At 53.9% G+C, this 23887-nt stretch carries 22 protein-coding genes; 17 read left to right on the forward strand and 5 right to left on the reverse strand.

Annotated elements, in window-relative coordinates; all coding sequences use genetic code 11:
- Positions 1-64: 64 nt before the first annotated feature.
- The 3 genes from trxB (at position 65) to G549_RS0107695 (ending at position 3096) form a co-directional block, all read left to right on the forward strand.
- Complete coding sequence (gene trxB / locus G549_RS0107680; RefSeq protein ID WP_027834541.1) at positions 65-1018, forward strand: thioredoxin-disulfide reductase; 954 nt, start codon at positions 65-67, stop codon at positions 1016-1018.
- Positions 1018-1914: a LysR family transcriptional regulator gene (locus G549_RS0107685; RefSeq protein ID WP_027834542.1), complete on the forward strand. Its 897-nt coding sequence runs from the start codon at positions 1018-1020 to the stop codon at positions 1912-1914. The genes trxB and G549_RS0107685 overlap by 1 nt, the downstream gene beginning before the upstream one ends.
- Positions 1915-2457: 543 nt before the next feature.
- Positions 2458-3096 (forward strand): LysE family translocator, encoded by a 639-nt coding sequence (locus G549_RS0107695; RefSeq protein WP_027834544.1) that lies wholly within the window; start codon positions 2458-2460, stop codon positions 3094-3096.
- A 518-nt stretch (positions 3097-3614) separates the two neighbouring features.
- On the opposite strand, the gene msrP is transcribed toward G549_RS0107695, so the two are convergent.
- The gene (gene msrP / locus G549_RS0107700; protein ID WP_027834545.1) at positions 3615-4583 is read right to left on the reverse strand and encodes a protein-methionine-sulfoxide reductase catalytic subunit MsrP; all 969 of its coding nucleotides are present in this window, start codon (positions 4581-4583) and stop codon (positions 3615-3617) included.
- 160 nt (positions 4584-4743) lie between these two features.
- Between msrP and G549_RS0107710 the strand changes: the two genes are divergently transcribed.
- Positions 4744-5619, forward strand: coding sequence for a ribokinase (locus tag G549_RS0107710; RefSeq protein ID WP_027834546.1), 876 nt, complete (start codon positions 4744-4746; stop codon positions 5617-5619).
- Positions 5616-6560, forward strand: a complete 945-nt coding sequence (locus G549_RS0107715) for a nucleoside hydrolase (protein ID WP_027834547.1) — start codon at positions 5616-5618, stop codon at positions 6558-6560. The genes G549_RS0107710 and G549_RS0107715 overlap by 4 nt, the downstream gene beginning before the upstream one ends.
- Positions 6561-6658: 98 nt before the next feature.
- Here the strand turns inward: G549_RS0107715 and G549_RS0107720 are convergent, their stop codons facing one another.
- Positions 6659-7861, reverse strand: coding sequence for a pyridoxal phosphate-dependent aminotransferase (locus G549_RS0107720; RefSeq protein ID WP_027834548.1), 1203 nt, complete (start codon positions 7859-7861; stop codon positions 6659-6661).
- Between the two features lie 254 nt (positions 7862-8115).
- Between G549_RS0107720 and G549_RS0107725 the strand changes: the two genes are divergently transcribed.
- The 4 genes from G549_RS0107725 to G549_RS19475 all read left to right on the forward strand — a co-directional run bounded on the left by G549_RS0107725 (position 8116) and on the right by G549_RS19475 (position 11533).
- Entirely contained in the window at positions 8116-8367 is a 252-nt protein-coding gene (locus G549_RS0107725; protein WP_027834549.1) for a hypothetical protein, read from the forward strand.
- A 185-nt stretch (positions 8368-8552) separates the two neighbouring features.
- On the forward strand, positions 8553-9143 hold the full coding sequence (locus G549_RS0107730) for a Spy/CpxP family protein refolding chaperone (protein ID WP_027834550.1): 591 nt from the start codon (positions 8553-8555) through the stop codon (positions 9141-9143).
- Positions 9144-9356: 213 nt separating this feature from the next.
- Positions 9357-10583 (forward strand): aminotransferase class V-fold PLP-dependent enzyme, encoded by a 1227-nt coding sequence (locus G549_RS0107735; RefSeq protein WP_051213537.1) that lies wholly within the window; start codon positions 9357-9359, stop codon positions 10581-10583.
- 41 nt (positions 10584-10624) lie between these two features.
- Positions 10625-11533 (forward strand): DMT family transporter, encoded by a 909-nt coding sequence (locus G549_RS19475; RefSeq protein WP_051213538.1) that lies wholly within the window; start codon positions 10625-10627, stop codon positions 11531-11533.
- Here G549_RS19475 and G549_RS0107745 read toward each other — a convergent pair.
- Together G549_RS0107745 and G549_RS21270 are read right to left on the reverse strand one after the other, a co-directional pair.
- The gene (locus tag G549_RS0107745) at positions 11528-11929 is read right to left on the reverse strand and encodes a DUF2147 domain-containing protein (RefSeq protein ID WP_027834552.1); all 402 of its coding nucleotides are present in this window, start codon (positions 11927-11929) and stop codon (positions 11528-11530) included. The genes G549_RS19475 and G549_RS0107745 overlap by 6 nt on opposite strands.
- Before the next feature lie 82 nt (positions 11930-12011).
- A complete protein-coding gene (locus G549_RS21270; RefSeq protein ID WP_051213539.1) occupies positions 12012-12683 on the reverse strand; it encodes a DUF2461 domain-containing protein in 672 nt (223 codons plus the stop codon).
- 444 nt (positions 12684-13127) lie between these two features.
- On the opposite strand from G549_RS21270, the gene G549_RS19485 reads away from it, so the two are divergent.
- The 5 genes from G549_RS19485 (at position 13128) to G549_RS0107780 (ending at position 16577) form a co-directional block, all read left to right on the forward strand.
- A complete protein-coding gene (locus tag G549_RS19485) occupies positions 13128-13796 on the forward strand; it encodes a thymidine kinase (RefSeq protein WP_084634096.1) in 669 nt (222 codons plus the stop codon).
- A gap of 12 nt (positions 13797-13808) precedes the next feature.
- Positions 13809-14192 carry an acyl-CoA thioesterase gene (locus G549_RS0107765; RefSeq protein WP_027834553.1) on the forward strand — a complete coding sequence of 128 codons (384 nt, stop codon included), beginning with the start codon at positions 13809-13811 and terminating at the stop codon, positions 14190-14192.
- 157 nt (positions 14193-14349) lie between these two features.
- A complete protein-coding gene (locus tag G549_RS0107770) occupies positions 14350-15198 on the forward strand; it encodes an SH3 domain-containing protein (RefSeq protein ID WP_027834554.1) in 849 nt (282 codons plus the stop codon).
- Positions 15199-15311: 113 nt separating this feature from the next.
- Complete coding sequence (locus G549_RS0107775) at positions 15312-16037, forward strand: SIMPL domain-containing protein (protein ID WP_027834555.1); 726 nt, start codon at positions 15312-15314, stop codon at positions 16035-16037.
- Positions 16038-16190: 153 nt separating this feature from the next.
- Positions 16191-16577 (forward strand): DUF1761 domain-containing protein, encoded by a 387-nt coding sequence (locus G549_RS0107780; protein ID WP_027834556.1) that lies wholly within the window; start codon positions 16191-16193, stop codon positions 16575-16577.
- A gap of 52 nt (positions 16578-16629) precedes the next feature.
- Here G549_RS0107780 and G549_RS0107785 read toward each other — a convergent pair whose 3' ends face one another.
- On the reverse strand, positions 16630-18114 hold the full coding sequence (locus G549_RS0107785) for an MDR family MFS transporter (protein WP_051213540.1): 1485 nt from the start codon (positions 18112-18114) through the stop codon (positions 16630-16632).
- Positions 18115-18330: 216 nt separating this feature from the next.
- Here G549_RS0107785 and uvrB point away from each other — a divergent pair, with 216 nt between their 5' ends.
- From uvrB to recQ, 3 genes are all read left to right on the forward strand, one after another.
- Complete coding sequence (gene uvrB, locus G549_RS0107790; RefSeq protein WP_027834558.1) at positions 18331-20832, forward strand: excinuclease ABC subunit UvrB; 2502 nt, start codon at positions 18331-18333, stop codon at positions 20830-20832.
- Between the two features lie 239 nt (positions 20833-21071).
- A complete protein-coding gene (locus G549_RS0107795; RefSeq protein WP_027834559.1) occupies positions 21072-21605 on the forward strand; it encodes a hypothetical protein in 534 nt (177 codons plus the stop codon).
- Positions 21606-21764: 159 nt separating this feature from the next.
- Positions 21765-23579 carry a DNA helicase RecQ gene (gene recQ, locus G549_RS0107800; protein ID WP_027834560.1) on the forward strand — a complete coding sequence of 605 codons (1815 nt, stop codon included), beginning with the start codon at positions 21765-21767 and terminating at the stop codon, positions 23577-23579.
- Positions 23580-23887: the final 308 nt, after the last annotated feature.

Raw genomic sequence — 23887 nt, forward strand, 5'->3', positions numbered from 1 at the left:
GCAACCGGGCGTGGCGATACCTAAACTATACACAACATCAATGCTTAAAAAGAAGGTTGCGCTTATGCACGCTCCTGTCATGATTATTGGCTCCGGCCCCGCAGGCTATTCTGCCGCAATTTACGCCGCACGCGCCATGCTTGAACCTGTTGTCATTCAGGGCATCCAGCCCGGTGGCCAGCTCACCATCACCACGGAAGTGGAAAACTATCCCGGTTTCGCTGAAATGATCCAAGGCCCTTGGCTGATGGAGCAAATGAAAGCACAAGCCGAAGCGATGGGCACCAAAAACATCACCGATACAATTATCAATGTGGATTTGGACAAACGCCCCTTCACCCTCACCGGCGATAGCGGCACCATCTACACTTGCGACAGCCTGATCATCGCCACTGGCGCACAAGCCAAATGGCTGGGCATCCCGTCAGAACAGGCTTTCCAAGGCTTTGGCGTCTCTGCTTGCGCCACTTGTGACGGCTTTTTCTATCGCGACAAGCATGTGATTGTGGTTGGCGGCGGCAACACGGCTGTTGAAGAAGCCCTGTTCCTCACCAATTTTGCCTCAAAGGTGACTGTCATTCACCGCCGTGACTCGTTCCGCGCCGAAAAGATTTTGCAGCAACGCCTGTTCAAAAACGAAAAGATCGAAGTGCTGTGGGACAGTGAGTTGGAAGAAGTTCTCGGCACTGAGGGCATTCCGCGCACAGTGACGGGCGCGAAAGTCAAAAACCGCAACACAGGCGAAGTCACCGAAATGGACGTGGACGGCGTGTTTATTGCCATTGGCCACGCCCCAGCCACCAGCTTGTTTGAAGGCAAGTTGGAAATGAAGCATGGCGGCTATCTGGTCACCGCACCAGACAGCACCGCCACCAACATCCCCGGCGTTTACGCCGCAGGCGACGTGACCGACGATATTTACCGTCAGGCCGTCACCGCTGCTGGTATGGGCTGCATGGCTGCTTTGGAAGCTGAGAAATTCTTGGCCGAGCAAGAAGTCGCCGAGGCTGCTGAATAATGGCCATTGATTGGGACCGCCTGCGGGTTTTTCATGTCGTCGCCGAAGCCGGCAGCTTCACCCATGCGGGGGAGCGTTTGGGCATGAGCCAGTCTGCGGTTTCCCGTCAAATCTCCTCGTTGGAGGATAGCCTTGGTCTCAAACTGTTCATCCGCCACGCCCGCGGGCTGGTGATGACAGAGGTGGGCGAGCAATTGTTCCGCACCGCCCACCGCATGGCTTGGGAATTGCAGTCCGTAGAAGCGCAAATGACCGAAAGCCAAGACATGCCGTCCGGGCCACTTTTGGTCACCACGACAGTTGGTTTTGGCTCCACATGGCTCACCTCGCGCATTGATGAGTTTTTGGATCGTTATCCAACCATCCAAATGGAAATCAAACTCAATGATTCTGAGCTCGACCTCGCTATGCGTGAGGCGGATGTCGCCATTCGGTTGCACCGCCCCAACCAATCAGAGCTGATTCAGCGCAAGCTGTTCACTGTGCATTTCCACCTCTATGCCTCAACCTCCTATTTGGAGAAATTTGGCATTCCGAAATGCGTCGAGGATTTAGACAATCACCGCATCATCACTTTTGGGAATCCCAGTCCCGAATATTTGGGTGACGTGAATTATTTGGAGCGATTGGGCCGCCCAGAGAACAATCCGCGCCAGCCCATTCTGCGCGTCAACGCGATTTATGGCATGATGCAAGCCGCGCGCGAAGGCATTGGCATCGCCATGCTGCCCGACTATATCACCGAGGGCGAACCAAGCCTTGTGCAAGTGCTTGATGACGTGGAAACCCCTGAATTTGAAACATATTTTGTTTATCCACCAGCGCTAAAAGCTTCCAAGCGCGTCGGCGTTTTCCGTGACTTTTTGGTCTCAAAGGCCCGCGACTGGTCCTTCTAAATCAGTCGAAATTGCACATATGCATATGGCGCATGGCTGATATGCGCAATTAACATTTGCCAAATGTTAATTCCATCTTCATAACCCGCCTCAAGAAAAGCGAAACACAAAGTTGTTCCTCCTCCCTCAACTTTTTCGCTATTCCCTCCTTGTAAGAGGTTTCCTCTTGAATTCTTTAGCCCCATCTTCGGATGGGGCTTTTTTTTGGCCAAAATCGACACCGATCAGCAAACCTAATTTGCAGCCATGCATTTTGCGCATACCCCATATGCACCAAACCCCATTGGCAAACCCAACCCTATGGGCCATATAAGGGACATAACGTGATGACAACGTCCTCCTCCTCCCAGTTGTCAGATCGTTTTCGGCAGACACCGTCCCTCCTCCCTCGATGTCTGCCCAACCTATTTAAAAGGACCTCGCCACCTCCTCCCGGCGAGGTCTTTTTTTTGCCCCAACGCATAGCTCCATTTTCGAAGATCCGCTCTTGCCCGACGCACGCACTCAGCGCATATTATGCCGACTTAGCGAGATGGAGTTGTTATGGCCTGGTCTGAAATTTTAACGTTCACCTTTGTGGCCGCGTTGCTTGTCGCCTCACCAGGACCAAATGGCGTCCTTATTGCCAAAACAGTCCCGACTTCAGGTAAAGCCGCAGGCTTTGCCAACGTTTTAGGCTTCATCACCGCATTTTACTTGCATGGTGCCTTGGCCGTTTTGGGCATCTCCATCATATTGGTTCAATCTGCGGCGGCCTTCACCTTCGTCAAATATCTGGGGGCAGCCTATTTGTGCTGGATTGGCATCAAAGCGCTCTACGCTGCTGCCAAGGGTGTCTCTGCACCGGCAAAAGTGACCCCGGCAAAGCGTAAAAGAACATTGCGCAATGCCTATTTTGAAGGGCTGTTCACCAATGCGCTCAACCCCAAAGTGTCTATGTTTTACCTTGCGGCGTTTCCGCAATTTATCACCGTCGGTGAAACAAGCGCGGCCAGTTCATTCTTGTTGATCTTTATTCATTCCACCATGAATGCAATTTGGTTTGGCGCGATGGTTTTATTGTTCGCGCGCTTAAGCCGTTTTGCGCGCCAGGGCAACTTCCAACGCTGGCTTAAAGGCCTCACGGGTGTTGTCTTTGTTGGTTTCGGCATCAAACTCGCCAGTTTTCGACCCAATATCTGATCAAATTCAACGCCTTAGACGGTCATAACGCGACCCATGCAAAAAGCGCACGGCTCCCATGCGCATTTGCCCCTTGTAAAATCAACGCCGATACCTCATATCCCCCTTCATAAGAGTTGAGCGCGTTTCTCCTCCCTAGCGCAACGCTCTTTTTGAAGATGGCAAGCAACGTCCCTCCTCCCTCGATGTTTGCCAAAAACTATTCAAGGCCTCGTCTTTATGACGGGGCCTTTTTTTTTGCGCCTTGAGCTTACCTATGCAAAAAGCGCATCCCCCATATGCAATTTGAACGCTTGTAAATCTGACCGTGCAGACGCATATAAGGGACATAAGAGTTGAGAACGCATCCTCCTCCCAGCGAACTCAACTCTCAAAAGAACAGCAAACACGTCCCTCCTCCCTCGTTGTTTGCTGTACCAATTAAGGCTTCGCTTTGTGCGGGGCCTTTTTTGGTTTTGGGGCCAATAAAAAAGGGCCTGCACAATGTGCAAGCCCTCACCGTTCCCAATTCGGCTAATCTAGCGATATAGCGCGTCGCCCAAATCATCCATACCTTCATAAAGACCTGCCACCTGCTCCGCATAGCCATTGAACAGCTGGGTGGGCACGCGGTCGCCCGTATGCAACACACGCTCTGTGGCCTGGCTCCAGCGCGGATGCGGCACTTCCGGGTTCACATTGGCCCAAAAGCCATATTCACGCGCCTGCAATTGCTCCCAAAAGCTAACAGGGCGCTCGTCGGCGAAAGTGAACCTGACAATAGATTTGATGGATTTAAAGCCATATTTCCATGGCAGCGCCAAGCGCAGCGGCGCCCCCATCTGGTTGGCCACCACCTTGCCATAAGCGCCCACAACCAAAAAGGACAGATCGTTTTGGGCTTCGGCCATGGTCACCCCTTCCACATAGGGCCACGGATACCAGGGCTGGGTTTTGATTCCCCGCGCCACATCAGGATCATTAAATGTTTCCATGCGCACAAATTTCGCGCCCGATGTTGGGGCAGCCATCTCCACAAGCTTGCGCAGTGGAAATCCAATCCATGGCACCGTCATCGACCATGCCTCTACACAACGGTGGCGGTAAAGACGCTCTTCCAGCGTCATTTTCGCCATCAGCTCATCAACATCCATTTTGATCGGTTTTTCCACCATCCCATCAATGGTGATTTTCCACGGCCGCGGATCCAGTGCTTGCGCGGCGCTGGCGATTTCTTTGTGCGAACCGAACTCATAAAAATTATTGTAATTAAGGTTCACATCTTCAGGCGTGAGGCCACGATCCAGTTCAAATGATTCATTCCGATCCGCCGCAAGCGCGGCACGCCCCTCTTGGGCAAAGGCTTTCGAAATATTCAATCCACTGCTGGCAGCAATAGCGCCAGCGGCCAATCCGCCAGCCATAATTTGGCGACGGTTGAGAAAGACGGTTTCGGGCGTTGCCTCCGCTTCACTCAGTTGCCAGCTTGGCGATTTACGAATATGCATGAAGTGATCTCCCATTTGTGCTTATGCCAGTTAAAACGGGTTTGCACTCACGGGCAAATGATCAAAGATAAATTCCTCGTGAGGAAGATCATGCTCGACAACGGGATTATTTTTTGATCAAAAGGTCAAATAAATTGTCGACCAGTAGGTAAGGTTGGATATGAGCATCATCAATTTTGGGTCAATCAATATCGACTATGTCCACCGCGTGCCCCATTTTCCCCAGCCGGGCGAAACATTGGCCGCGACATCATTTGAGAAGGGATTGGGCGGCAAAGGCGCCAACCAATCGATCGCCATTGCGCGCGCCAATGGCGACATCAAGCATTTCGGCCAAATCGGCGCAGATGATGGCTGGGTCCTCGACATTTTAAAAAATGCAGGCGTCGACACAGGCAAAGTTGCGGTCACGGACACGCCCACAGGCCATGCCATCATTTATGTTGATGATAGCGGCGAGAACAATATTGTCCTCAATGGCGGCGCCAACCAAACCTTCACCAATGACGCGATTGAAGCCGCACTGGCTGATGCCACTGCGAGCGATTGGCTGCTGTTTCAAAACGAAACCAACAATATCGACCACGCCCTCAAAGTCGCCCAAAAGAACGGCATGAAGATCGCCTATGCCGCTGCCCCCTTTGACGCGCAACGCGCCGCCAGCATCATCCCGCATGTGGATTTGATCGCGGTCAACGAAATTGAAGCCCAGCAATTGGCGCAAGCCTCCGGCAAGCCCATTGATCAGCTAGAATGCGATTATGTGCTGGTCACCAAGGGCGAAAAAGGCGCAGAGCTGCGCACGCCCTCGGGCACCTTTACCAGCACCAGCTTTAAAGTGGACGCCATCGACACCACCGGCGCGGGCGACACCTTTTTGGGCTATTTCCTCGCAGAGTTCGATAAGGGCACCGATCCAGAGCGCGCCCTCAAAATTGCCAGCGCCGCCAGCGCCATCCAGGTCACTCGCCTTGGTGCGGCCAGCGCCATCCCCACATATGACGAAGTTCAAACCTTTTTGGAGACCAATTCATGAGCCAACATAAAATCATTTTGGACACAGATCCGGGCATCGATGATGCCATGGCCATCCATCATATATATGCCGACTCGCGCCTTGAATTGTTGGGCATGACGACGGTTTTCGGCAATGTGCCAGTGACCACAGCCACCCGCAATGCGCTGCATCTGGCCGAGATGGTCGGCGCAGACACGCCTGTTGCCGAAGGTGCACCAGTTCCTTTGGTGCAAACACCCAACCCGCACGCCGATTTCGTGCATGGTGTTGAAGGCTTTGGCGATTATCCCCGCACAAATCCATCGCGCAAAAAAGACCCACGCAGCGCCGCCCAGTTCTTGTGCGAAATGACCGCCGAACAGCCCGGCGAAATCACCATTTGCGCCGTTGGCCCATTGACCAATTTGGCCCTTGCGCTTGAGCATGATCCCGCCATCGCCAAAAACGTGAAAAACGTGGTGATCATGGGCGGCGCGGTCGATGCCCCCGGCAACGTCACCGAATTTGCAGAAGCCAATGTGTGGAACGATCCCCACGCCGCGCAAAAAGTGTTCGATGCGGAATGGGACGTCACCTTAGTTGGCCTGGACGTAACCCAGCAAATCGTTTGCACATTGGACGACTTTGCCAAAGTCAGCGAAAGCTCGCCAGAAATTGGCGAGTTTTTGAGCCAGATTTCAACATATTACATCAATTTCTACGTGAACAATGTCGGCCTGCAAGGCTGCGCCTTGCACGACCCAGCCGCCATCATCGCGCTGACAGACCCTGAATTGTTCAACACCAAACATGTTGCATTGAACACAGTGCCTGACGGCAATGAAGTAGGCAACACGGTGGAAGTGAATGATGGTGTTCGCCGCGTTCACGTGTGCACCTCAGCGGACAGCGACGCCGTACGCAAAGTCTTCCTCGACACCCTCGCCAATGCCGATGCCCGCAAGGCGGCCCGTCAATAGGCCAAAGGCACAGCACAAATAAAGGTTAGCCCCGGATCAAGTCCGGGGCGACCGTGTGGTTGGTCCCGTCCCTTATGTCGCGATCAATTCGCGCACGCCTACTTCAGCCCCGCGCAATAGGCTTCAATCCGATCACAAGCCCGCTCAAGTTCGGTCAAGGACAAGGCATAGGACACCCGAAAATAGGGTGACAAGCCATAAGCGCCGCCATGCACGCTGGCCACATTTTGCTCCGCCAACAAGCCCATCACAAAATCCTCGTCATTCTCGATGACTTTGCCGTCCGCGCGCGCTTTGCCGATAAAGCTTGCGCAGGATGGATAGACATAAAACGCCCCATCCGGCGTCAAACAGTCCATGCCCTCAATTTTGTTCAAGCGATCCACTACAAAGTCGCGGCGGCTGCTAAACGCGTCACGCCACTTATCCAAAAAGCTCTGATCGCCTTCCAGCGCTTCCACGCTCGCCCATTGCGCAATTGAACATGGGTTGGAGGTGGATTGTCCCTGCAGCTTATTCATCGCAGCCATCAGCCAGCTGGGGCCGGTGCAATAGCCAATCCGCCATCCGGTCATCCCATAGGCTTTCGATACGCCATTCATGGTCACAATGCGGTCCTGCAAATCAGGCGCCACTTCTGCCAAGGTCGCAAATTTCGCGTCGCCATAAACAAGATGCTCATAAATATCATCCATCAGCACCATCACATGCGGATATTTACGCAAAACCTCAGCCAACGCCTTCAATTCATCCGCGCTATAAACCGCCCCGGTGGGGTTTGAAGGGCTATTGAGCAGCAACCACACCGTTTTGTCAGTGATGGCGTCATCCAATTGTGCGGGCGTAATTTTAAACCCCTGGGCCGCATCCGCCGCCAGAATAATTGGCGTCGCCCCGGTCAACCGCACCATTTCAGGATAAGACACCCAGTAAGGCGCGGGGATGATCGCCTCATCCCCTTCATCCAAGGTCGCCATCATCGCATTATAGATGATCTGCTTGCCGCCTGTGGCGACGAAGCAATTTGCGGGGTCAGTTTTAATTCCATTATCCCGCGCAAATTTGCGGGCAATCGCCGCTTTCAATTCTGGAATGCCGCTCGCAGCCGTATAGCGTGTTTTGCCCTCGTCCATCGCCCGCTTGGCCGCATTGCGAATGGGTTCCGGCGTATCAAAATCGGGCTCGCCCGCGCTCAGGGCAATCACGTCGTCACCCGCCGCTTTCTTTTCCAATGCCAATTGAGAGATCGCCATAGAGGCAGAGGGCTTGATGCGACGCAGAGCAGCGGAGACTTTTTCCATTTTTGATGGCCTTTTAAGGAATTGATTCATTTAAGTGACGCCAGCATATAGCTTTTTCGCCCTGGCGTCCTGAGAGGCGAATTGGGGGTTTAAACAGGATTGAACCAATTTCGTTGCTATTTGGCAACGCATATTTTGTTAAGCTTTATGGCAGTCACAAATTGGCCTAAATTTCTGCCGCAATTTTTCTTATTTCATCCAAAATTCTCCCTCAGTTCGTCTGCATATTCGGTCCTGTTCAAAGGAGCGAATAAATGAAGAAGCAATCAAAAATCCTACCCCCCCTCACTATTGGATTTGCCCTTTTCTTGGGAGCAGGTGCAGTTGCCAGCCCTGCCTTTGCGGCAACACATAACCCTGCGGACCAAGTCGCCCTTGGCATTATTATCCCTGCTCTCGTCATTTGTCTGGCCATCATTGTAGAACTGTGGCGGACAACGACAAACGCCACGCGCCGCACGTCCCCGGTGCGTGTGCGGAAAAGCAAAAAGCCGACCAGCAAATAACTCCCCCCTCCAAATCGGCTTTTGTTTTGGCCAGCCCTTTGATAAAAGGGCTGGTTTTTTAGTGTCTTAGCCAGCATCTTACCAAACTTACCAATTTGTCATGTGGTGGCAAACTTCCGGCAAGTTGAGCCTGACTATCTTCAATCTCGATCAGACGCACTCTATGGATCGAAAGGAAGATCAAAATGAAAAAGCTATCAACACTTGCCATCACCGCCGCACTGGTCGGCACCCTTACCGCGTCAGCGCTCGCCCCAATGACTGCTTCTGCCAATAATCATGGCGAAGGCCAACGCGCTGAGCAGCAGCACAAAGGCAAGAAAGGCGGCCAACATCGCATGGTTCGCGGCGGCCACGGTTTCCTCGGCATGGTTTGTGCGCCACAAGGTGCGGAACGGGCCAATGAACGTCTGGATAAAATGGCGGAGAGACTACAACTGACCGCCGATCAAACCGCCGCCTTTGACAGCTTCAAAGCCGCCGTAACCGAAGCGCAAACCGAAGCCGCTGAGGCATGTGCACCCCTAAAAGAGGGTGAAGTCACCTCCCCGGTGGAGCGTATGGAAAAACGGCAAGCCATGATGCAGTTGCAGCTTGATGCCATGAGCCAAATCACCCCGGCCTTTGCCGATTTCTACGACACACTCACAGACGAGCAACAGGCTGAAATGGCGAAGAAAGGCCCCAAAGGCGAACGCGGCGAAAAAGGTGAGCGCGGCAAACACGGTCCAAACGACAATGACGACGATGATCGTGAGGATGACAGCGACGCATAGTTCCAACCCGTAAACATTATGTGACGCTGTCGCTGGTGGCCCAATTGTGCCCCGGGCCGCCAGCACCTCTCTCCCAACGCCACAAATGTTATCTGATTGAGCCGTTTGCATGAAATATTGTGGACGGCTCATCAATTTTTTTGACGCCCTACCGCCTTGCCAAGCCCGAGCCAGCCCGATACCACTTTGGTACAACCAAATGAGGGGGACTCCATGAATTTGCCTGTAAACCCATCAATTTTCCGCAAGCATTTTCCTGCTTTTGCCGAAAATGACCTGAAAGGCTGGGCTTTTTTTGAAAATGCTGGGGGCGCCTATATGTGCCAACAAGTGATTGATCGCTACAATCACTATTTCACAGCGCACAAATTGCAGCCCTACGGCCAATATCCCGCATCTAAAGAAGCGGGTGCGGAAATGGATGATGGGCACGATTCTATGGCGCGCTTGCTCAATGTGCATGTGGATTGGATTCACTTTGGCCCCTCCACCACCGCCAACACCTACACGCTGGCCCACGCCTTTGGCCAGGTGCTGAACGCTGGCGACGCGATCATCGTCACCAATCAGGATCATGAGGCCAATACGGGCGCTGTGCGCCGCATGGCAGCTGAAAAAGGCCTTGAAGTGCGTGAATGGCAGGTCAATCCTGCCACCGGATCCCTCGAATTTTCTGCGTTTGAAAATCTGTTGGACGATAAAGTCAAACTGATCACGTTCCCACACGCCTCAAACATTGTTGGCGAGATCAATCCTGTGGCCGAAATCTGTGCGGCAGCGAAAAAAGTCGGCGCGAAAACCATTGTTGATGGCGTCGCCTATGCGCCACACTCCATGCCTGACCTCACGGCCTTGGGCGCAGACATTTATCTGTTTTCCACCTACAAAACCTTCGGTCCCCACCAGGGCTTGATGGCCATCGATCCTGAATTGGCCAAAGCGCTGCCAAACCAAGGTCACTTCTTCAATGATGGCATCTTGCGCAAACGCCTTGTGCCAGCGGGGCCAGACCACGCGCAAATCGCCGCCAGTGCCGGCATCGCCGCCTATTTTGATGATATTGCAAAAGATCTGAACATCGCGGCACCAAACAATGGGGAGCGCAACCTCTTCAACGCTTTGCGAGATCAGGAAACCGCCCTGCTCACCCCGCTGATAGATTATTTGAAATCGTCCAACAAAGTGCGCCTTGTCGGCACCGATAATTTGGATGCGCGAGTGCCAACCATTTCTATAATTTGTGAGAAGCCCGGCCTCGAATTGGCCCGCGATTTGGCTGACCATAAAATCATGGCGGCAGGCGGCCACTTCTATGTTTATCGGTTGATGGAAGGCATGGATGTCGATCCAAATCACGGCGTCTTGCGCACCTCGTTTGTTCACTATACAGAGGAAGCCGAAATTCAACAATTGATCAGCGCCCTCGATCAGGTGCTCTGACAACCTTCCAAGCAAAACGGAACATGCCTATGCCCCGCTCCATGGCGACCTTTATCATGATTATTGCCACCATGGTGTGGGGATTTGCATTCATCGCGCAAAAATCCGCAATGGATTCCATGGGGCCGCTCACCTTTTTGGCGTCGCGCTATTTGCTCGGCGGCATCGTCATTCTGCCTTTGGCGTGGTTCGAACATAAACGCCAGGCCGAACCGATCTCCAAACGGGCATGGGGCCTCATCTTCATCCTGAGTGCCGCCTTTTTCCTCGGCTCATGGTTGCAACAAGCGGGCCTTTTAACTGCAACTGTCACCAATGCAGGTTTCCTGACGGGGCTATACGTCTTCTTTGTGCCGTTTATCTTGACCCTGTTTTTCCGACAAAAGCTGCACTATATCGTTTGGGTTTGCGCGCCCTTGGCGCTCCTCGGCCTTTATTTGCTCAACGGCGCCCGCCTAGACAATTTTGTCGTCGGCGATTTCCTCGTCATGAGCAGCGCGATTTTCTGGGCCGTACACGTCATGATGCTCGGCTATACCGCTGCACTGACCAAACGGCCAATTACGGTGTCAGCATTCGTGTTTATCCTTGCCGGTCTTTATAGCCTTGGCGGCGGCTTCGCGCTCGAAACCGTCAACCTTGAAGTGCTGCAATTGGGTTGGAAAGAGATTGTTTATGCGGGCTTACTGTCCACAGCAGTTGGCTTCACCTTGCAGGCCATCGGCCAGCAACATGTGCCTGCGGCCAATGCCGCCATCATTCTATCTGGGGAGAGCTTGTTTGCCGCCATTGGCGCCGCCCTGGTGTTGGGCGAACGCCTAAGCTTGGTGGGTTATTTTGGCGCTGTTTTGATTTTCATCGCCATCGTGCTGGTTGAAACCGTGCCGATCATTCAGGCGAAGCGGAAGCAAAAGCACCCGATCGATCCGGTCACCAATCTCGAATTATAGGTCTGAGAATTTATCGAGGGTCACTTCCTCGCACCAAATCAGCATACAGGCATCAACTTTCAGCTTGTCCGGCGAAAGCTGTGTCACGTTACCGCGAATGGTGTGGCCCCTAAGCGTGATCTTGCCGCGCCATTTATTCTCGCCACGCCGTGGAAGCTCGGAAAACAAATAGGTGCCCAAGAGCGATGTGTTCTCAGCATTTTGGTGCTCTGGTTGAATCCAGTGCACAAGACCGCAAAGCTTGGTGTTGTCGTCGCCGCAATAAGTAATCTTATAACGCGACTCTTTGTTTGCCGGTTGCCAAATGCCTTCCGGATTCATGTCCTGCGCCATGGATACGCCAGTTGAAAAAAGACCAAAAAGGCCAGCTACCAATAATGTTTTAATTCCGCGCATTGAAATCTCCTTGTTCAAGCGCCGCCCGCATGATGTTCAGTACATAGGGATCATGGCGCGATTGTGAACAGGCAACGATCAATTAAAACACATGTTCCATCAAATAACGGTTAAGCGGCGACATGTTGGCGCAAATTTCCACCACAAAATCGCGCAGCTTGTCGGCATTGTTGAAAACTGCCGGGTCATAAGATTGCCGCGCGTTGCGCACCACCAAACCCTTATATTTCAACCAATTGGCATAAGGCACGTCAGCATCAAACCCGCGTGGCACCCGCGCCAATTGCGGCGCCATCAATTGCACCCCGTGCGCTTCAACGGCGCCCACCACATCCGAAATCTTTTTGCCCTCATCAGAAACGATTTGCGCCCGCATTCGCGCCAATTGTTCCTTGTCGAGCGCCCAAAATCCTGCGCCAAACCCATATCCGTCCTTGTGCAGCGCAATGTGCGTGCCGGGTGATTTCGTGGCATGATGACCAGCCCAAAACACCAGATGAACATGTGTGTTGTACGGGGTTTTATCCTTCGAAAATCGGGTGTCGCGATAAATGCGCCGCAATGAACCATTGGTTTTTGCTTCCGCCTGCAACGGGGGGTTGAGCGCAGCCAAAGGCTCGTGAACCGCCGCCACAAGCGACAGGATCGGCGTCACAATATCATCTTGGTAGGTCTGCTTGTGGTCGCCAAACCATGCCTTTTCATTATTCTTTTCCAGCGCGGCCAAAAACGCTTGCACATGTTCGATATTCATTTTCCGTGCCTCCCTCCTGGCTTTATACCTCGTTTTACGCAACTAGAGATATGTCGATTGGGACAACTTGATTTCGACAGCAGAGGGCGAATTATTTTCCCATTGCTCAGGCCAACTCGATCCTCGGCCTGTGGATTGTCACAAATCCGACACATTGCCGACACCAAAATGTAAAAGTCGACCCATAACGTTGTCGATGTTGAAAACAGCATTCCCGTCTTCAACAAATCAGTTGCAATAGCCCCCAAAAATTGCAACCGGCATGCGCCCCCGAATGCATGCCATAGGCCGCTCCGCCAGCGGCCTTCTTTTTTGCCAAACTGCTCAATTCGCAAAAACTGTGACGAACTGCGCTTTTACACCCGCCGCGCCCTTCAAATTGCGGCGATCTCGTTCATAATGAAATGATCGAATCTTATTGGGGCCCAACACGGGATAAGAGGCATGGCCAAACTCTATTTTTCATATGCAGCGATGAATGCGGGCAAGTCCACAATCCTCTTGCAGGCCGCCCACAACTATCAAGAGCGCGGCATGAACGCGCGGCTTTACACCTCAGCGCTCTATGCTGACGGGGGTGTTGGAAAGATTTCTTCACGTATCGGTTTGGACGTGGCCGCCAATCTCTACAGCACCGAAGACAATCTGCTCGATCAGATCATCAAGGCCAATAAAGACAAAAAGGTCGATTGCATCTTTGTGGATGAGGCGCAATTCCTCACCGCAACGCAGGTTTGGCAATTGGCCCGTGTTGCAGACCATATGAACATTCCGGTGATGTGCTACGGGCTGCGCACCGATTTTCAGGGTAAATTGTTTGAAGGCTCGGCTGAGCTTTTGGCCATTGCCGACATTTTGCGCGAAATCCGCACCATCTGCGAGTGCGGACGCAAGGCCACCATGGTGGTGCGCTATGATGAGCATGGCCAACCCATGCGTGAAGGCGATCAAGTCGCCATCGGCAAAGAGATTTACGTATCCATGTGCCGCAAACATTGGGAAGAAAAAATGCGCGATCCGGGTGTGGTGACCAGTTTTCGACTTGAGCCCAACGCCAACACAGCGCTAACTTTGGATGATGACGACGACGATTCATTGGCCCAATTAGGATAGGTTGAACAAACAATGCCCCATCAAGAAGAGCCAAAAGGCGAGTTGACCTTGCGAACTGTTGCCATGCCAGCAGACACCAACCCGGCAGGTGACATTTTCGGCGGTTGGGTGTTGAGCCAGATGGACATCGCCGGCGGCATTGCAGCGTCGGAACGGGCCAATTCACGTGTCGTCACCGTCGCTATCGAGGCGATGACCTTCATCTCCCCGGTCAAAATCGGCGATGTATTGTGTGTTTACACAACCATCGAAAAAACCGGCACAACGTCCATCAGCGTTTATATGGAAGCCTGGGCCCGCCGCAACCGCGCCACAGATCGGGTCAAAGTGACCGATGGCACCTTCGTTTATGTCGCCTTGGACGCCACCGGCAAACCGGCCCCTGTTAATAAATAGCAGCCCATCAGCACCTAAATCGGCACATCCTTTGGCTCGACACCGTCATATTTTAAGATGAACGGAATATTAACGATGCCGTTCAGCAACCATTCAGGCGCAATATCGTTCTATCTCCCATATGAGAAACAAACTGAATCATTTAGGGAGAGAAAAAATGAGCCTCAGTAAACTTATCAAAACCTCCAGCTTGGCCCTTGCTGGCGTCATGATCTTTACCGGCGCTGCAATGGCTTTCCCTGCATCATCAAAGACAGCACTGAATGTCCGGTCCGGCCCCAGCACCAATTTTCGGGTGGTTGACGCCCTTTATGCTGGTGAGCGGGTGAACGTTGAACGCTGTACCAATTCACGCAGCTGGTGCTATATCACGCACACTGGCCCAGATGGCTGGGTGTCTTCGAAATATCTACAGCGCCGCGGCGATGGCGGCGGCAGCAATGATGGTGGCGGCGATTCAAGCAATGCTTACACAGCCCGCGCAACCACTGCCCTCAATATACGCTCCGGCCCCAGCACCAACCGTAGCGTTGTTGATGCGCTTTACACCGGTGAACGTGTAAGTGTTAATCGCTGTTCTGGCAGCTGGTGCTACATCACACACAATGGTCCTGATGGTTGGGTTTCCAAGCGATATTTGGAACGCATCGGCAGCGGCGGCAGCAGCGGCAGTAGCGATCCCAGCTTCTCATTTCAATTTGGCAGTGACGGTGAGTTCAAGTTCAGTTTCGGCAATCGTCCAGAGCCTCAAGAAAGAGCACGCGCCTGCTTTTACAGCGAACCCGGCTTCCGCGGCCGCAGCTTCTGCCTAGACAAAGGTGAATCTGTCCGCCGTCTGCGGGGTGGCTGGAACGACCAGATCAGCTCCATGCGTGTCTTTGGCGATGTTGAAGTGACCGCCTGTGAACATGCCCGCTACCGTGGCCTATGCCGCACTGTGGACCGCAGCTTCCGTCGGATCGGACCACGGATGAACAATGAGATCTCATCTATCAAAGTCCAGTAGACTTTGAAGATAGCGTGAGCGCTACGGCACCCCCGATCCTTTGGACCGGGGGTGTTGTCGTATTTTAGCCGCGATTGTAGACTTTGCTGAACCGAAGCTGGGGAGGGACCGTCATGCGCATCGCTATTATTATCTCTGCTATATTGCTCGCCATTGGCGTATCCGGTGCTGGCTGGTTGGCTGGCCAATCTTTAGAACGATCTCGCGAACCCATCCGCACCGTCACGGTCAAAGGGCTGGCGGAGCAGCAAGTTAAAGCCGATCTCGGCTTCTGGCCGATCAAATTTGTCGCGACAGGGCCCACATTAGACGCCGCCCGTGCTGAGCTGGAGCTGGCCGAACAGTCCGTTCGCAGTTTCCTAGGCGAACAAGGGTTTGGCGGCGATGACATTCTGGTGCAAAACATCAAGGTGGAAGATCGGTTCACAGGCTATAATGGGGCAAATTACCCCGCAGAGGCCCGCTTCACCCTCACAGAAGATCTGTTGGTCACCACCAATGAAGTGGATCAACTCGCAGAAGCCGCCCGTAACATCACAGAATTGCTCCGCGCTGGTGTCGTGTTCTCGTCAGACGCTTGGTCCGGTGGCCCCTCTTTTGTCTTTACGGGCCTCAACGACTTGAAGGGCGACATGCTCACGCAAGCCACCCAACGCGCCCGCGAAGCTGCACAACAATTTGCCGTCCAGTCAGACTCCAAAGTCGGCAATATCCAAACCGCCAACCAAGGCGTGTTCCAAATCCTGCCAGCTGTCGATATTCCCAATGATCGACCAGATCGCCAAATTGAGAAAAAAGTGCGCGTAGTCACCACAATCACCTATTTCCTCGTAGATTAGGCCCGCCCAATCGCCGAGCGGTTGACATAAGCTGCTCGGCCCTAAAACCCATCAGACTTGCCAAAATGTCGCACCCATGCATTCATTAATCGTTGGTTTGGGGGCGCCAGCAGGCAATTTGCCATATTTGCCTCCAATGTTCTGGGGGACATTATGGAAGAAATCACAACAAATATCAGCTGGATCGCCATAATCGTTGGGGCGGTTTTGGCATTCATCGCGGGCTGGCTTTGGTACTCACCAATGCTGTTTGGCAAAAAATGGGCTGAAGGCAGCGGCGTAGAAATGAATGACGCCTCAAGCATGCCGATGGGCGCAATGGCTGCGCAAGTCATTGGGCTGATCATCGTGGCCTGGTTTGTGGCGGCAATGGCGGCACAAAACCTGCTGCTCAGCACCATTTTGGCCGTCATTGGCTTCACCATTTTGCAATGGTCCGGCAATTCATTTTCCGGCAAGTCCAATTACGCAAAATTGGTGGATGCAGGCTATTGGCTGGTCAGCGTGATCATCATGATCGCCGTGCAGGCCGTCCTATAAAAAAGGGCCCATAGATGGGCCCTTCTCAACTTCAATCATGTGGCTGCCGCACTTAGTGGTTGGCAGCCGCAGCCTCTTTCGCATCGGCAGGGCGGCGCACAAAAAATGCAGCAGCCACGGCAAATGTAAAAATCACCGCGCCGCACATAAACGCCCAGCGAATGCCGCTGGTCAGCGCAGGTATGGCGTCCAATCCCGCCTCGCCTGCCATCCGCGTTTGGATCGACATAACCGCCACAAACAAGGCCACCCCTGCCGCGCCAGACACTTGTTGAATGCTGCCCAACATGGCACTGCCGTGTGAATAGAGTTTCGCGGGAACCGAGCCAAGGCCCGACGTAAAGAGCGGCGTAAACACAAGCGCCAAACCAAGGCTCAACACCATATGACCCACCAGAATATTATAAACGCTCGTGGTTTCGCCAACCTGCGTGAGGGCCCACAGCACCGCCGACACAAGCAAGGTGCCCGGTATCACCAGCGGACGCGGACCATAGCGGTCGTAAAGCCGACCAACCGTTGGGGCCGCCAGCCCCATCAACAACCCGCCCGGCATCAGCAAAAACCCGGTTTGCAGCGCATCGATGCCCAACACATTCTGGGTATAGATCGGCAGCAAAATCACCGTGCCCAACAACACAGCCATGCTGATCGCCAACATGGCAACACAGATGGTGTAAAGTCGAGACTGGAAGGTTCTGAAATCCAACAGCGCCGCATCTTTTTTCTGCAACGACAATTGCCGTAAAACGAACACGACCATGACGACGACACCAACAATTAGCGGTGTCCAGCTTGGCACTCCAGCAATGTCGCTCGTGCCTTCGCCGCTCAAGCCGGACAAGCCATAAACGAGGCCGCCAAAGGCAATCGCAGACAGGATCACGGACAAAATGTCCAAAGGCGCATAGCGCGGCTCCGTCACATTCTTCATATATTTGGCACCCACCGCCAAGGCCAACAGCGCAATAGGCAGCACCAGAATAAACAGCCAACGCCACTCCATAAAGTTCAGCACAAAGCCGGAGATGGCTGGCCCAATGGCGGGCGCAACCGAGATAACAATCGAAATATTGCCCATGGTTTTGCCACGACCTTCAGGCGGCACAAGGGTCATCACCGTAGTCATCAGCAACGGCATCATAATCGCCGTGCCCACGGCCTGAATCACACGCCCAAAGATCAAAAGCTCCAGCCCCGGCGCCACCGCACAGATAAATGTACCGACACTAAAAACACTCATCGCCAAAATGAAAATCGGCCGCGTATTCATCCGCTGGATCAAAAACCCCGTCACCGGGATCACCACGGCCATGGTCAGCAAGAACGCCGTCGTCAACCATTGTACGGCACCCGCCGTCACGTCCAACGCCAACATCAAGCGTGGCAATGCCACGGTCATGATGGTTTCATTGAGAAACACCACAAAGGTGGACACCAGCAAAAGGGCGATCACCAGCCTGTTGCGGCCAGAATGGTCGGGGGCGTCATCGGTTTGAGGCACTGCCCCAACTTCGGATTGATCAATATCGGTCATGAAAACCTTCTTCGCATGCGATGCGGATGGAGGAAAAAGAGTCGGCGGGGCAGCATAAATGCACCCGGGTGCGACATTCTGTCAACATTATTATGAGATTTTCCTTTTCTTGCGGAACACGCCTTGTTCTCTTTACGTTCCAACCTACATTCCCTATACTGATCTCAACAGACTCGCGGTCCGTATCTGCAGCACATCCGCACCAAGGTAGTTTTCATGAGCGACGATAAAAAATCTCAACGGCCGCAGAAGGCCGACTTTTCCATCGACGAATTCATCAGTGAAATCGAAAAAGCGGAAGAGATTGAGGCTTCGAAGCCTTTGCCGCAGCAGCGTTTGAAGAATAAGCGCGCGCTCGATCGTGCTGATGCCGATGCGGCCAAGCGGAAAACCACAAAAACCTCTAATCCGGACACCAAAACCGGCATGTCCAAGCGCTCGCCAAAGTCCAAGGCGAACGCGGTGGAACGGCCCACCAACTTGGATGGCTTTTCCGAGATGCCTCAGGCCGGGTTCAACCATATCCCCGAGGCCAAAGCCAAAAGCAAAGAGAATGCAAAATCGCTCACTGGCTCATCGGGCGGCGTCACCGCGACAGTGCAAGCGCTGCAGGATCTAATTGAACATGGCCGAAAAGAAGTGGAAGGCACCGAGGCGTGGCAACCCCACCGCCCTTCCCGGCCGCCAAAGTTGGAAGGCGGCATCAGCTTTGAATTGGCGACAGATTTTACACCACAGGGCGACCAGCCCGCGGCCATCGCCGAACTGGGCGAAGGCATTGAAAATGGCGAAACCGATCAGGTGCTTTTGGGCGTCACAGGTTCCGGTAAAACCTTCACTGTGGCGTCGCTGATCGCGCAAACACAGCGTCCGGCCTTGATCCTTGCGCCCAACAAAACATTGGCCGCGCAGCTTTATGGCGAATTCAAGAGCTTCTTCCCCAACAACGCGGTGGAATATTTCGTATCCTACTACGATTATTACCAGCCTGAAGCCTATGTGCCGCGCACCGACACCTATATCGAAAAAGAATCCACCATCAATGAACAGATCGACCGGATGCGCCACTCAGCCACCCGCGCCGTGCTCGAACGCGATGATGTGATCATAGTCGCCTCAGTCTCCTGTATTTACGGTATCGGCTCGGTCGAGGGCTATACCTCCATGATCGTCGATCTGTCCGAAGGTCAAAAGATTGATCAGCGCGAATTGCTCGCCGAGCTGGTGGCGCTACAATATAAGCGCAACGAAGCCGCTTTCACCCGTGGCACGTTCCGCGTGCGCGGCGACACCATCGAAATCTTCCCCGCCCACTATGACACCGCCGCCTGGCGCGTCACCCTGTGGGGCGATGAGATTGAAGAAATTGTCGAATTCGATCCGCTCACCGGCAGAAAGGCTGCCAAGCTCAAACATATCCGCCTCTATGCGAACTCACACTATGTGACCCCGCGCCCAACCCTGACCCAAGCGATCAAGCACATCAAAACCGAGTTGCAAGGCCGCCTGCAGGAACTGAACGGCGCAGGCCGTTTCCTTGAAGCGCAACGCTTGGAACAGCGCACCCTCTTCGATCTGGAAATGATGGAAGCCACCGGCTCCTGCGCCGGCATTGAAAACTATTCGCGCTATCTCACTGGCCGCAAGCCCGGCGAGCCGCCCCCAACCCTGTTCGAATATCTGCCCGACAATGCCATGCTGTTCGTGGACGAAAGCCACGTGACCATCGGCCAGCTGGGCGCCATGTATCGCGGCGACTTCCGCCGCAAGGCCACCTTGGCCGAATATGGCTTCCGCCTGCCGTCCGCCATGGACAACCGCCCGCTCCGCTTTGAAGAGTGGAACGCCATGCGGCCGCAATCGGTCTATGTGTCGGCCACCCCGGGCAATTGGGAAATGGACCAGACGGGCGGCGTGTTCGCTGAGCAAGTCATTCGCCCCACCGGCCTTATTGATCCACCCGTGGAAATTCGCCCGGCCACCAATCAGGTGGACGATGTGATCGACGAAGTGAAAAAGGTCGCCAAGCAGGGCTACCGCACTTTGCTGACCACATTGACCAAAAAGATGGCCGAAGACCTCACCGAATATATGCACGAGCAAGGCATCAAGGTCCGCTATATGCACTCGGACGTGGATACGGTGGAGCGGATTGAAATCATCCGCGATCTCCGCCTCGGCGCCTTCGACGTGCTGGTGGGCATCAACTTGCTACGTGAGGGGTTGGACATTCCCGAATGTGCCCTCGTCGCCATCCTCGATGCGGATAAAGAAGGTTTCTTACGCTCTGAAACCTCCTTGATCCAGACCATCGGCCGCGCCGCGCGGAATGTGGACGGTCGAGTTGTGCTTTACGCCGATCGCATCACGGGCTCTATGGAACGGGCGATAGCCGAAACCAACCGCCGCCGCGAAAAGCAAGTCGCCTACAATGAAGAGCATGGCATCACGCCGCAATCGATCAAGTCGAACATCAAAAACATCATGGAATCCGTCTATGAAGGCGACCGCGTCACCGTGGCCACCGGCAAAGACAAGTTCTCTAAAGGTGATGTGCATGTGGGCGACAACCTCGCTGCGACGATTAAAGACCTCGAAGCCAAAATGCGCGACGCCGCCACCAACCTCGAGTTCGAAGAAGCCGCCCGCCTCCGCGATGAGGTCAAGCGCCTGAAAGAAATGGAACTCGACGTGATGGACTCGCATCTGGGCGAATAACATCTCTGGCGGATGGTGAATTCCCTCATCATCCGCCACGCCTTCACCACTCGTGTCCAGATCTCCGCGCCACAAGAAAGACGAAAAAAGCTCACTGCCGCGGTCTTTTTTAAAGCATCTACACGCCCAAAATCACAAAAACCCTCAATAAGATCAATTAGTTTTGATCAGTTTGATTTCTTGACCAACCCCTGAAGCTCAACTAAAAATCAGTTAAAGCAATCAAACAAGGAAATCACATGCGTTACATCATTTTGGCCCTGCTGGTTGGATTAGGGTTCACCTCTCCTGCCGCCGCTCAAACCTTCAGCAGCGGCGACTGGGCCGCCAGCAAAATCGGTCAGGTTTGTTACGTCTTCACAACCCGATCTGCCCGCGACACCTCTGGCGCGCTCGTCTTCCGCTTTGAAAACCAAGGATATAACGCAGGTTTCAGCTATGAATATGCGCCATGGCCCGGCGAAACAGGCGCACCTTGGGGTGAAAATGACTATGTCGCCCTCGAAGTGGACGGGGAAGTCACATGGCTCAGCGACGAAATGCTCGCCGACCTCGGCCCAACCGGCTACAACGCGTCCATGACCAGCGGCTTCGTTTCGGAAATGATCACCGAGCTTAACGGCGCCTCGGACTCGATCGGCTTTGCGATGGAACGCCAGTCAGACGGCGAAACCGTGCTTTACGGCTTGTTCTCACCCGCTGGGTTTACCGAAAGCATGGCCCGCGCTGGCGAAATGTGCCAGTTCAGCCCAAGCGCTTTGCCCGCGAGCTAAACAGCTAAATTTGGCGCGCCCCGCAAATTGCGGGGCCGTCCCTCCATGGCGACCAAACATAACGGTTGAAGGCCGCTCGGTTGCATATCATTCAGGCTCAATCTGCATTACAGTTGCCCGCGAATCCGCGACCAAACTTATTGTCTTAACTTTGAGCCTATGACCAACACCCCCCTCAGCATTCTGCGCGATTATTACGGATATGACGCCTTTCGCGGCCAGCAGGAAGACGTCATCAATCATGTGGTCGAGGGCGGCAATGCCTTTGTGCTGATGCCAACGGGCGCGGGTAAGTCACTTTGCTATCAAATCCCGGCGCTTTGCCGCAACGGCGTTGCGGTTGTGGTGTCCCCGCTGATCGCCTTGATGCAAGACCAGATCAACGCCCTTGATCAAATGAACATCAAATCCGCCGCGATCAACTCAACCATGACTTTCGAAGAAGTGAGCATCGTGCGGCAGCAGGTGCGCGAAGGCACAATTGACCTGCTCTATGTCGCCCCCGAACGGCTGATGATGCCGGACTTTTTGTCCTTCCTCGACAAATGCAACATCGCCCTGTTTGCCATCGACGAAGCCCACTGCGTGTCCGAATGGGGCCACGATTTTCGCCCTGATTACGCGGCGCTCTCGATGCTGGCCGAACGTTTCCCCAATGTGCCCCGCATTGCCCTCACCGCCACCGCAGATGCGCAAACCCGTGCCGACATTGTTCACCGCCTCGCGCTCGACGATGGCCGCAGCTTTATCGGCGGCTTTGACCGTCCTAACATCAATTATTCAATTGCCCTGCGCAATTCCCCCCGCAATCAGGTCCTGCGGTTCCTCAAGGATAAGCACCCCGAGGATTGCGGGATCATCTATTGCCTGTCGCGCAAAAATGTTGAGGAGATGGCCGCATGGCTCTGTGAACAGGGCATCGAAGCGCTGCCTTATCATGCCGGGCTTTCAAGCGAAGTGCGCGCGCAAAATCAGCAGGCCTTTTTGCAGGGTGAGCGGGTGATCATGGTCGCCACTATCGCCTTTGGCATGGGGATCGACAAACCCGATGTGCGCTTTGTGGTGCATATGAACACGCCCAAAAATATCGAAGCCTATTATCAGGAAACCGGCCGCGCTGGGCGCGACGGGCAACCCTCAAATGCGCTGATGCTCTATGGGCTGGAAGATGCCGCCCAGCAACGCCAATGGATTGAAGCCTCCACCGCCCCGTCCGAGCAAAAGCGCATTCAGCATCAAAAACTTGGCGCCCTATTCGGCCTTTGCGAAACCGCTAAATGCCGTCGTCAGGTGCTGCTCAACTATTTCGACGACAATTGCGATCCGTGCGGCAATTGCGACACCTGCGAACAGCCCCCGGAAACCTTCGACGCCTCGATTCCGGCACAAAAGGCCATATCCTGCGTCTATCGCACCGGCGAACGGTTCGGCATCGCCTATCTGATCGATGTGCTGCTCGGCACCGAAAACGATCGCATCACCCAGTTTGGCCACGACCAACTCCCAACCTTCGGCATTGGTCAGGATTTGACCAAACCCGAATGGCAAAACGTCTTCCGCCAATTGATCGCCAGCAATCTGCTGTGCCTCAATCCCGAAGGTCATGGCGGCTTTATGATCACCCGCGCCGGGCGCAACTTCCTAAAAGAAAAACCCGCCCTGCCCATGCGGCACTACGTAAAACCCCTTCGCACCAAACGCAAAGCCCGCAGCAGCGCCGCGACATCGGTGCCGCTCAACACAGAGGATCAAACCCTGCTCAACACGCTAAGATCCGTGCGCAGCGACCTGGCCAAAACCAACAAGGTCCCCGCCTACGTCATCTTCCACGACCGCACCCTTGTTGAACTGGCCCAAGCCAAACCCACCAACCTCGACGCCATGCTGGAAATCAACGGCATCGGCAAATCCAAACTCGACCGCTATGGGCAGGTGTTTTTGGATGTGATCGCAAATGAGGGCAGTTCGGCCTAGACAATTGGGTATCGCACAAACTCCCTCCCCTCGTTGGGCAGGGTCAGGGTGGGAACTACCAAATCTCTGGCATTTTGCAAAGCTGAAAACTCAAATAGATTACCGGATCAAGTCCGGTAATGACGGCGGTGTGTAACGCACTTCCTCAACAAATATCGACTTAGCCCAATCCCATGGAGCATAACCAGCATGGCCCATCCCCCGTCTCCCTAAGGCTTGACCCAAGGGAACAAGCAGCATCTCCAAATTAGCACCGCCTCACCACTCTCCCCCACGTCATTGCAAGACTTGATCTTGCAATCCATTTG

Source organism: Maritalea myrionectae DSM 19524, from assembly GCF_000423365.1.
Classification (GTDB): Bacteria; Pseudomonadota; Alphaproteobacteria; order Rhizobiales; family Devosiaceae; genus Maritalea; species Maritalea myrionectae.